General features: G+C 33.8%; 5 protein-coding genes and 1 pseudogene. All 6 read left to right on the top strand.

Annotated elements, in window-relative coordinates:
- On the top strand, window positions 1-1,872 hold the full coding sequence (locus tag H526_RS0123380) for an alkaline phosphatase D family protein (protein ID WP_051336297.1): 1,872 nt from the start codon (window positions 1-3) through the stop codon (window positions 1,870-1,872).
- A gap of 1,150 nt (window positions 1,873-3,022) precedes the next feature.
- The gene (locus tag H526_RS29970) at window positions 3,023-6,895 is read left to right on the top strand and encodes a carbohydrate-binding protein (RefSeq protein ID WP_051336296.1); all 3,873 of its coding nucleotides are present in this window, start codon (window positions 3,023-3,025) and stop codon (window positions 6,893-6,895) included.
- Window positions 6,896-7,356: 461 nt separating this feature from the next.
- Complete coding sequence (locus H526_RS31220; protein WP_051336295.1) at window positions 7,357-9,915, top strand: carbohydrate-binding protein; 2,559 nt, start codon at window positions 7,357-7,359, stop codon at window positions 9,913-9,915.
- Window positions 9,916-10,125: 210 nt separating this feature from the next.
- Window positions 10,126-11,130 (top strand): sugar kinase, encoded by a 1,005-nt coding sequence (locus tag H526_RS0123355; RefSeq protein WP_027395180.1) that lies wholly within the window; start codon window positions 10,126-10,128, stop codon window positions 11,128-11,130.
- Between the two features lie 2 nt (window positions 11,131-11,132).
- Window positions 11,133-11,801: a bifunctional 4-hydroxy-2-oxoglutarate aldolase/2-dehydro-3-deoxy-phosphogluconate aldolase gene (locus tag H526_RS0123350; protein WP_027395179.1), complete on the top strand. Its 669-nt coding sequence runs from the start codon at window positions 11,133-11,135 to the stop codon at window positions 11,799-11,801.
- Window positions 11,802-11,886: 85 nt separating this feature from the next.
- Window positions 11,887-12,326 (top strand): annotated as a pseudogene (locus tag H526_RS32690) (transposase family protein); the annotation flags it as partial.
- Window positions 12,327-12,595: the final 269 nt, after the last annotated feature.

Genomic DNA, 12,595 nt, shown 5'->3' with positions numbered 1-12,595 from the left:
ATGAAAATAAAGAATCGAACCCATATTCAATTACAAATAACTTTATTTTTAGTACTATTTTTAATTCCCTTTTTTGCAATACAAGCACAATCGAAGGATCTTTATTCTTACATGGCATACAATAAATTGGAAGATCGAATTTGTTTTGCCATGTATACCGTTCATGAGAATAAGCTTAAACTTACCGCACAGTTTTATCCAATAAAAAACTATGATCCTTTTGAAGCTACTTTAGAAATAAAAAAAGATGGTAAATGGTTAGAAATAGCCAAAACAGACATAATTTATCCAGGATATATAGCTCCATTTAGCATAGAAAACTGGGATGACTCTAGAGAGATTCCATATCGTGTTGTATACAATGAAAAAGCAACTTACGAAGGTATTATAAGAAAAAACCCTATTGATAAAGAAGAGTTTGTAATGGGAGTACTTTCATGCAACTCATCATTTGCTAGTCATGGAGGTGATATTTCCCGAAATGATATTGTGGAGAATTTTAAAAAAATTAAACCAGATTTATTATTTTTTGCTGGTGATCAAGTATATGAACATAGCGAACATCTTGTTCATTGGTTGAAATTCGGCCGCGATTTTGGAGATATTATTCGAAATACTCCAACCATTTGTATAACAGACGATCATGATATTGGCCAAGGTAATATTTGGGGACAAGGAGGTATCAAATCTGATTCTCGTAGAGGTGTTCATGGAGGTTACTATATGCCTATAGAGTATATAAAAGAAGTTGAACGAGCGCAAACAAGTCATTTACCAGACCCATACGACCCTACTCCTATAGACAGAGGAATTGGTGTGTATTATACGGATTTAAAATGGGGAGGAATAAGCTTTGCTATTTTAGAAGATCGTAAATTCAAATCTGGTTTAACAGAGGTAACGAATCGAAATCCTGATATTTTTAAAAATGGTCCTACTGAAACCTTATTTAGAAAAGATATTAATGCTAAAAAATTAGATGTCCATGACGCCACGTTATTAGGAAAAAGACAATTGGAATTTTTAGAAAATTGGACTACCGATTGGAAAGATAGCGAAATGAAAGCTGTTCTTTCTCAAACAATATTTGCTCAAGTAAGTAACTATACCGGTAAATCTACGAATGAAGTTACTCAGGATTTTGACAGTAATGCTTGGCCTCAATCACCTAGAAACAAAGCCTTATCTATTATTCGTAAAAGCTTCTCTCCTATGATAGCAGGAGACCAACATCTAGCTTCTTTTGTGCAACATGGTATTGATGATTGGGGGGATGCTGGCTTCTCTTTTGCAACACCAGCAATAGCAAATCTATGGTTACGTTGGTGGAAACCATCGGAACGAGCAAGAATTGATAAAGTTACCAATAATGCTCCAAGTTATACAGGTAGATTTCTAGATGGTTTCGGAAATAAAATGACTGTCATGGCAGTTGCCAATCCTACAGAAGATGAAATTAATAAAGGAAAACTTTTATCTACAAGGGCCGCAGGTATTGGAATTGTAAAATTCAATAAACCAAATAGAACAATCACATTTGAATGTTGGGAAAGAAATGTAGATATTACGGATCCAACCAGTAAGCAATATCTGGGATGGCCAATAACCATCTCTCAATCGGATAATTTTAAGATTAAAAAAGGTTTTGAACTTCCTACATTATTACTCAATAAGATAAATCAAGTAGTTACAATCAGAGATAGTTATACAAAAGAATTGATTTCTTCAATTAGAGTAAAAAATAACACGTATCAACCAAAAGTTTTAAAGAAAGGTGAATACAATATAGAGATAGGAGAAGGTTATAAAAAGATATCGATATATAATATCTCATCTCTGAAAAAGAATAAGGAAAAACTGGAAGTCAAATAAAATGAATGATCCCTGGGTTTTAATGTTATTTACAGAATATAGAACTTAACATAAAATACATTATTAAACTTTTTTCTATATATAAAGAGACTATAAGTTTGATTTTAATAAACTTCAACTTACTTATGACAATTTTTCAACTTTAATCAATATCTTTTGGATATATTAAAAAACAATTTGCTTATTTACTTTATACCCAACTCGTCCAAAATGTTTCAATTAATAAATCAGAAATAAAACCTCATTTATCCGAAATCGCATAGCCTCTACTATTAGATATTAACGAAAAAGTATTCTTCCTAATCTTTTTACATCCTATTTTAATAAAAATATTTTTTACTGCATTTCAATAGTAATTATTCACTAAAAAAGTTAAAAAAATATCGTATTAATATTTAAATATTTATTAATTCTTCATTTTGTTGAATATTAATCTAGTTTAATCAAAGAATATATTCGTTTTGTACAGTTTTTGTCTACGTTTTTTGAAGTCTTTTACCACTAACAACTTATAATTTTATAATTGATTTTACGAACCATTAAATCGAGAAGTTTTGGTTAGCTAGACTTATGTTTCCGGTTTTTAAACTCTAGTTCTCCATTCTTGAACTTTCAGAACATTTTTCAAGAATGTTTTGAACTAAAATACTCTATTGAATATCTGATGTATGGAATATACGAATGTTAACATATGCTACTACTAAAGAAACTTTTAACTCTTATAATCATGCCACTCGCATCATTTTTTGTCTAACCAATTAATAATATCATATGTAAACTAAAATATAAACTCAACCAGTATCGCTCTTTAAACCAATACTTAAAACCTATTTTATACGAACTTTACTTGATAGAAGTACACTTCTAGTTGCTTTAGAAAAAGCAATTGGCATTAGATTGACATCACAATTATATCCACGAAAAAACCGTAGACATTTACAATTTAATGTAATCATCGATGTGTAACAAAACTTAGCAGAAGCGGATGTAATACCGAATTTAAAATCGGTTGCTCATTGATTCAATTTTCCCAATTTTTAAAAGTATTGACACTTTTATAAGGAAATCCACTGCTAAAATTTAAACCAAATTAGAATAAAAAACCTTCGAACCACATAACACAAATAATTTAAACTCAATTTTATTAATCATGAAAAAAATCAATTTCATTATTGTAATGGGGCTTTTTATGCTGTTTCCTATAGCAAACAGGGCCCAAAACGTAGAAGTAGATGTCAATGTCGACATAAAACATTCGGTAAACGGAGTCTCCGATTTTGGCAGGGAAAGACACATCACCATTCATTCAAATCTATATGAAGGTGATTGGAATGGAGAACTGGATAAAGCAAAATACTTAATCGATGATCTGGATGTCTATTTTGGTAGAGACAATGGAACCTCATCCTTCCTATTTGGATTTTCACCAGCCGATACAGAGAGACCTAACAAACACGATAGAGATAGCTTAACCAATATGTTAGAATTTTGGAGAGGCTTCTTTGAAGACCGATTGGTAGATGAAAATCGTGTTCAATTTAAAGATAAAATCCAAAGTATGATTATGGGAACTAATCCTCACCCCACCTATCCTACATTATCTTATGGTCATCCTAGCGGTTCTGTTTGGGGTAGAGAAAACGGATCGATTTGGATTCCTCAGGATATTGAAACTTCGGCCGAATGGGTAGTGCAGTATATGGATGAGTTCTTTACTCAAAATGCAGGCAATGAAATGCCGATGCCTAAATATTGGGAAGTCGTTAATGAACCTGATTTTGTACTAAATACAGGACAATTTATGATGTCCAGTTGGGAAGACATCTTTGAGTATCATAATCTGGTTACCAAAGGTATAAAGGAGAAACTAGGAAGCAGAGCTCCAAAAATAGGTGGGATGACATGGGGACTTCATGACCTGTTTAATGGTGATGGTTTTTCACGTTTTCAATCTGTTGACTATGTAAACGGTTTTTATGGTAATACTCCGGCTGATGAAATAGCAAAAGCCTATGCTAGGAGTCAGGTAGACAAACCTTCTTTTTATATTGATAGAAATCAACCTTGGTTTCAGTGGGATGTGCTATGGAAAGGTTTTATGGACACAGCAGGAGATAATATGGATTTTTATGCTGTACACCTATATGATTGGCCAACATATGATGCTACTGGCGGAACCACTCGAAGAGGTGGTCATGTAGAAGCTACATTAGAAATGTTGGAATGGTATGATGTATCAAAAAACGGGGTTAATAATAGAAAACCAGTAGTTATATCAGAGTATGGAGGTGTAAATAATGCATGGGATTTTAAACCTCATGACACAAGATACGACTGGGAAATTATGAAACCTTTCAGTTCCATGTTGATGCAGTTCTTAGAAAGACCTGATTATGTAGAACTATCCATGCCATTCACTCCAATCAAAGCGCAGTGGGGCGATACGGATTCAAACGGAGATGGTGTTCCAGAATATTTCTATCAATATAAAATGTTAAGAGATGATGACCGTGATGGAAATTGGGAATGGAGTGATTATATCAAGTGGTTCGAACTTTGGTCTGAAGTAAAAGGAACTAGAGTAGATACAAAGTCGACTGATCCAGACATTCAAGTAGATGCATATATTGATGGTGATGATGTCTACTTAATTCTGAATAACCTAGAACCTGCAGCCAAGAGTATAAATCTTAATTTCTTTGGAAACACACCTAGTCTTCAAAATGTAACCACAAAACATTTATACTTATCTGGAGTAAGAGATATACGATTAGATAGTAGTTCTGATAATGTTGCTCCCAACACGATACAGTTGGCTGCTGATGGGACTATGATCTTAAAATATACTTATTCGAACAGCATCAATATAAATGAAGACTCCATAGAAAGAAAATTTTATGGAGCTGCGGTTAGCAATAATGAACGAATCCAGATACAACCAGGTGATAATAATTTCTTTGTAAATGGGGTTTCTGTTCCACAAAATCCCGATCAAGCAGAAGCAATATTAAAAGTGACCGCAAATCTTTTTAATGATGATGATGATGACCCAACGAGCTTTTTAAGTATTGACAAATTCGTTTTTAATGGTGTTGAAGTCGAAACTCCGATTGACTGGAGAGGAGGAAATCAAAATAGAAGTAGATGGTTTGGAACTCTTGAAATTCCAGTTCCTGCCAATTTGATCCAACAAAACAATACCATTACATTAGATTTTCGTCATGTTGGAGAAGTATGCGTAGTAAATTTAGTTACTTGGGAATTTACCAAAAAACCAGGAAGATCTGATGAAGGACCTGGAAGCCCGGATCCTATAGCAGTAACAGGTGTCTCTGTTTCACCAGTATCTATAACCTTAGATCAAGGTAATACCACAACACTTACCGCAACAGTAACTCCTGCTAATGCTACTGATAAAACAATTACTTGGTCTTCTAGTAATCCTTCTATTGCATCCGTTTCTAACAATGGTTTGGTAACAGCCTTAGCAATGGGTTCTGCTATCATAACAGCAGCTACTATAGACGGCAGCTTTACTGCTATTAGCAATATCACTGTTAATGACACCTCTATTCCTCCTTCTGGAGATCAGATCATTATTGAAGCTGAAGACTTTATCACCACTGGCGGTACCTTTAATGATGCATCTGCTGGTGGACCTGGACTTGGAGTGAATGCTAATGCCAATAATATCAATTATGTAAATAGTGGAGATTATGCAGAATACACTATAAATGTTGGTAATCCTGGTGCTTACAGGATCAATTATGAAATATCTACACCTTCCGATAATGCACAAATACAACTACTCATCGATGGAACGGTAGTAGCTACAGATAATGTACCTAACAATGGACAATGGGATGATTATAACTCCTTAGTATCATCTAGTACGATCTCTAATCTAACTGCTGGTGTACACACAGTGCGCGTAGTAGCATCTGGATCTAATCCTTGGCAATGGAACTTAGATAAAATTACATTGACCAGAATAACAGGAAACACACAAGTAGATGGAGGAACCATAACTGGTGGTCCTTTTGTATTTACCGTAGGTGACGGAATTGCTGATAATGTATCTGGAATTACCCTTACCGGAAATTCAGGAACTAATTCGCAATGGGTGGTAACCGATGACCAAGAAAATATATTAGGACTACCTCCTACTCCTGAAGCTGTAAACTTTGATGAAGCTGGGGATGGATCTTGTTTCATCTATCACCTAAGCTATGAAAACGGAATTAATGGGTTAAACTCCGGAGCCAATCTATCGGGACTTTCTGGAAACTTCGACCTTTCTAATAGTATAGAAGTTATCAGAAACTCAGTAACACCTCCTAGCGCATCCTTGATCATAGAAGCTGAAGATTTTGTAGCTACTGGCGGTACTTTTGATGATGCTTTTGCTGGAGGACCAGGTTTAGGAGTGAACAGAACCTCTTCTAATATTAATTATGCCAACAACGGTGACTGGGCAGAATATACCATAAATGTAACAACAGCTGCAACGTATAATATCGAATACTTGATCTCTACGCCTTCCAGTAGAGCACAAATTCAATTATTAGTCGATGGAACTCTTGCTGCTACATCAAATGTACCTTCGAATGGAGCATGGGATAACTTCACATCTCTTGTAGATGGAACGGTAACTTTAGCAACAGGAACGCATACCATTAGAATACAAGCATCAAGTAATACAACATGGCAATGGAATCTGGATAAAATTATACTAGCTACTGACAATGCTAATCGTATGAATCCTGATAATACAACCAAACTTATAGAACCAGAGGTATACCTATTCCCTAACCCTACTACTGGCAGTGTATTTATTCAAGGATTATCTCAGGAAAAACAACACAATATCAGAATTTATGATATTAAAGGGGCTGCTTATGTAGATCAAAAACTAAACGAAAATCATATCATAGATATACAAAGTTTAACTCAAGGTATTTATTTCTTAACCATAATAAATCCTAAAAACGGAAACAGAACTCTAAAACTGATCAAAAAGTAAAATCCAAACTACCGATTGAAATATAAATATTATTTCAATCGGTAGTTTTTAATGATGTATGTGAAATTGTACATAAGTATATTACTATATAATTCTATCAATTTAAAAATGACCATTTCAAGTCAAGTTTTATTTTCATCATAATTAGTTTTGTTCAGTTTTTGTCTATGTTTATAAAACAACTGCAACAACATAAAATTTTAATTTTGTAAAAACATTTCGAATAATTTTATTTGTTCAAAATACGTGCAAGTCCTTGATTTTTTTACCTATCTACTTCCCACCCATTTTTAGGTAATTGTAAAATCATAGATATTAATAATAGATCTCAATTTTGGACAAATTCCAAGCTGGATTGTGGTACACTTTAACCAAATCCTCTAAAATTTATTTCAAAAAGATTTCTACGAATCTAAATATTATTTAAAACCTATTAATTAAACAGTAATTTATTGTAAACCATGAATTTTCTAACACACTTTACAAATAACTCATTTGTAAAAAATCAAACTCAACTATTATTTTTATTCTTTTTATGCACTATTTCTTCCATTGCGCAAGATTGGAATGGAATACCTGTACCTGCCAATGCAGGACAAGGAAATGTTTGGGAGCTTCAGCCAGCCCCATCAGATGATTTTAATTATACCTTTAACGAAACCAATCAATTATCTAACTTCGGTAATAATAAATGGTATAACTTTTATCATAATGCCTGGGATGGTCCAGGTACCACCTATTGGCAGTACAACCATGTTTCGGTAGACGGAAGTGATCTAGTACTTAGAGCTTCCAGAAATCCCAGCACAGCAAAGCTTGGTGTCCCAGGGGTAAATTCGGGATGTATCACTGGTAATACACGTGTTAAGTTTCCAGTTTTTGTAGAAGCTAGTGTAAGCGTAGCCGATATCGTACTCGCCTCAGACGTTTGGCTTTTAAGTCCTGACGACACACAAGAAATTGATATCATAGAATGCTATGGAGGTGATGAGCAAGGAAACGAATTCTTCTCTGAATTTATTCATTTAAGTCATCATTCTTTTATTCGAAATCCATTTACAGATTATCAACCAAGAGATTTTAGTAGTTGGTGGAGCCAATCAGATGTTTCTGTTTGGGGAGAGCACCACTGGAATAATGGAAATAGAAGATATGTCCGCATCGGAGTGAATTGGATTAGCCCATTTCATTTTGAGTACTATATAGATGGTCAGTTGGTAAGAGTACTATATGATAAGGCCGTTGCAACTAATAGAAATGGTACTTGGACATATACATACCCAACTATGACAAATGGCCAGCTAGATTTTGATGCTACAGGTTTTCAGCAAATGACAGAATTTGCGACAGGAAACTCTTATTCTTTTCAAACTTTACAACAAGCTAGTAATACTTCTTCAGTAAGCATTATTGATCCATTTGAATTTCAAGGAGGAAATGGATTTTACAAGGAAATGGATATTATTATCAATGTAGAATCACAAGACTGGCATGTAGTAGCTGGTCGTACGCCTACTGATGCAGATTTAAGTGATCCTGCTAAAAATAAGATGAAAGTAGATTGGATACGCGTTTATAAACCTGTAGGTGGAGGAACAAATGTACCTGTAACGGGAGTAAATGTAACACCTGCAAATCTTACTCTTGTGGCTGGAACAACAGGCAATTTAACAGGAGCGGTAACCCCTGCGAATGCATCTACCAAAACTATGACATTTACCTCTAATAATACATCTGTGGCAACGGTAACCCAAAGTGGTGTTGTTACAGCAGTTTCTAATGGTACGGCTACCATAACTGTAAATACAACAGATGGTAATTTTACAGATACTACTATCATTACTGTAACAGGAGGTTCTACAGGAGATGGACAGGCTCCTTTTGGTGGCAGTCCTCATCCTATACCAGGAACTATCAACTCTGTTGATTTTGACAATGGAGGCCAAGGAATAGCGTATAAAGATTTGGGATCTGGCAATAATGGAACGGGACCAAGACAAAATACTGATGTAGATACTGAATTTAAAACGCCTGCAGGTAATATCGGATGGATTGCTAATGGAGAATGGCTAGAATACACTGTTAATGTAGCCACAGCAGGAACTTACACTATTGATGCTCAGGTAGCTTCTTTAAATAACAACGGAGTTTTTCATATAGAATTTAATGGTGCGGATCTTACTGGACTTCAATCTGTAAATTCAACCGGAAATTGGGGTTCTTTTATAAACAAAACAATTCCAAACGTATCTCTTCCTGCTGGTCAACAAATAATGAGAGTATTTATGGATCGTGGTAGTTTTAATTTAGGATCCATGAATTTTACAGCCACTGGTAGCATTACTAGTAATTTAATTATCGAAGCTGAAGATTTCACTAGTACTGGTGGAACTTTTAACGATACTTCTATAGGCGGTTCTGGATTAGGAGTAAATAGAAGAGCTACTACCATTAATTATGTTAATAATGGTGATTGGGCGGAGTACACAGTTAATATTACTACTGCAGGATTCTACAATGTTGAATATCTTATTTCTACACCATCTAACGGAGCACAAATTCAGTTATTAGCAGATAATGTTCTGGCATCTACCACTAACACCCCTAACAATGGATCTTGGGAAAACTACGAATCACTAAATGGAGGTGTTGTTAATCTTACAGTAGGACAACACACTATAAGAATATTAGCGTCGAGTAATACTCCTTGGCAATGGAATTTAGACAAAATCATACTTACTAGAGATGTTAATAGAAGTAATGATGAAGAATTAACCAAAGAATTGGATAAACTTGAAATGTATCCAAACCCATCATCGGGAGAAGTATTTCTAGATGGTTTAGATGCTGAACTAGAATATCACATTCGTATCTATGATATCAAAGGAACAGCACATATGAATACACCTTTGAATCAAAATCATACCATTAATATTGAGAATTTATCGAAAGGAATCTATTTCCTATCTATAAAACACCCTAAAAAAGAGACTAAAACACTAAGATTAATTAGAAACTAATTAACTTCTAATATACTCAAAATTTGCCTCAATCCCGTTTCGATTATAAAGTTGTATAACAATATCGAAGCGGGTTTTTATTTTGAAATAAATGTATTTTCTACATTTAAAAATGTAATTTTGAAATCATAAAAAGTAAGTACAACATTTTGTTCTAAAATACCGAATTAGTTTACTATAAATTACTTTGAGAACAACAAAACCCTTTCGATGAAAAAAGTTGTAACCTTTGGTGAGATTATTATGAGGATTTCACCTCCTGGCAATAAAAAACTCATCCAATCGAATCAATTGGAATATTATTTTGGTGGAACAGAGGTGAATGTAGCGATATCTCTTTCACAATTAGGAAATGGAGTAAATCATGTTTCTGCGGTCTCTAATGACTTTCTTGGAAAAGCAGCCACAAGTTATTTGAATACTTATGGAGTTAACACTAATTTTGTGCAGACCTCAGAAGATCCTTTAAGTTTATACTTTCTTGAAGTCGGTGCTGTCATGCGACCAAGTACTATTAGCTATCATAGATCACATTCTGCATTTTCTAAAATCGACTGGTCTGATCTGGACTGGGAGCAAATTTTAGAGTACTGTAACTGGTTTCATTGGACAGGAATCACACCTGCATTATCGGAAGAAGCTTATAAAGGATTAAAAAATGCGCTTTTAGTAGCCAAGAAAAAAAAGATCCCTGTTTCTGCAGATCCTGCATACAGGAAAAACCTTTGGAATTATGGCATTGATGCCAAAGAAGCACTATCTGAATTATCAGGTTTATCAACTATTTTTATTGGTGGCCCGAATGAAATCAATGAATTATTAAACACAGAATTTACCAATGATACAGATGATTTTATAAAAAGTTGTAAGTATTTACAGGAGAAGTTTCCTTACATAAAAAAGGTTTTTGACAAAACCAGAGTATCCTTAAACGCCAATTGGCATAGGATAAAATCTCGTATGTGTGATGGAAATGGTTTTTATGAAACTAGCGAATTAGAAATTACTCATATTGTCGATAGAATCGGAACTGGAGATGCCTTTGCCTCTGGGTTGATTCATGGACTATTACATTATGATGATCAGAAAGCATTACAATTTGCTAACGCATCCTGCGCATTAAAACATACTATCGAAGGAGATGCTAATTTGGTAAACGAAGAGGAAATAGTATCGGTAATAGATGGAAATCTAACAGGAAGAATAAAAAGATAAACATGGCAAAATATACTAGAATAAAAGTTGCGCAAACAATGGGAAATACAAAGATTGTCCCTCTATTTTATCACGAAGATATTACTATAACAAAAAAGGTCTTGAAAGCTTGTTATGATGGAGGTGCTCGTGTGTTTGAATTTACTAACAGAGGAGATCATGCTCATGAAATTTTTTCAAAATTAATAAAATGGGTGAACCTAGAATTACCGGATATGATACTAGGCATTGGATCAGTAGTAGATTCAGGCACAGCTTCCATTTTTATCCAAAATGGCGCTAATTTTATTGTTTCCCCTGTTCTGAATCCTGATATGGCTAAAGTATGTAATAGAAGAAAAGTTGCCTGGTTACCTGGATGCGGAACCTTAAGTGAAATTAATTATGCAGAAGAATTAGGAGCCGAGATTGTAAAAATATTTCCTGCTGGTCAAATTGGTGGTCCCGATTTTATTAAAGCCATTAAAGCTCCTTGTTCTTGGACTCATATAATGCCTAGTGGTGGAGTTACTCCAGAAGAAGATAACCTAACAAAATGGTTTTCTTCTGGCGCTTATTGTGTAGGTATGGGTTCTAAATTAATTACTAAAGATATTAATGATAATTTTGATTATGAAGCCATCTTAAATAACACCAAAAAATCGATTAAAATAGCTTCTAATTTCATTTGAAATAGTATTGAATAATTACCATCAATCATTAATTTAAAATTCAAATAACCCGAGTTTCCTAAAAAAAGAAGGAACAAATAAGTTCATTATTTTTGATTATCAAACTTCAAAAAGAACTCCAAATACTTCAGAACATAGTCGTAAATTTTCAGATAGTCAAGTACCAACTACCTCTATAGTTTTTCCACTTTATTTTCGAGGTAATCAAACCTTAACTTTATTCTACATTAAGAGCCTTTTTTTTTGTAGAGACGATCAACAAGAGTGGTTTTACCAAACGTTTGCATAAGCTCAAAGAGTTATTGCTGTTATATTTTCAAGTATTGTAAGACTTTTTAAATACCTGCGCCGTGAGATGGAATATGTCATTGGTTCTTTCCCCTGTTAAAATGTGTCACAATATCCGTATTAGTAGGATTAAGCTATTACAAGGGAAACAATATGAATGAAGGATATAACACTTCTAAACGAAAATATTTCTATGGAGTAAAAACACAATTGATTACCACAACGGATGGAATTCCTGAAAAAAGGGTTTTCGAATTAAATTTAGTAAAAAAAGCTAAAATATTGAATTTCAATATTTTAGCTTTATTAGTAGCGGGAGAGATTGAAATATCTAACCATTCTATTAACAATTTATTTGAATTAGAAGCATTTATAAAAACCCATTCTATATTATTAATAGCTTCTTAAGGGTTACACTCTTATTTACTTTCATTGATACTAAAATTTTATCCTATTTTATGTTCGTTAAGTACTATGGCACATAGGATTGAACGTTTTATATTATG

Source organism: Aquimarina latercula DSM 2041, assembly GCF_000430645.1.
GTDB lineage: Bacteria > Bacteroidota > Bacteroidia > Flavobacteriales > Flavobacteriaceae > Aquimarina > Aquimarina latercula.
This window is presented reverse-complemented; position numbering and strand designations above follow the sequence as displayed.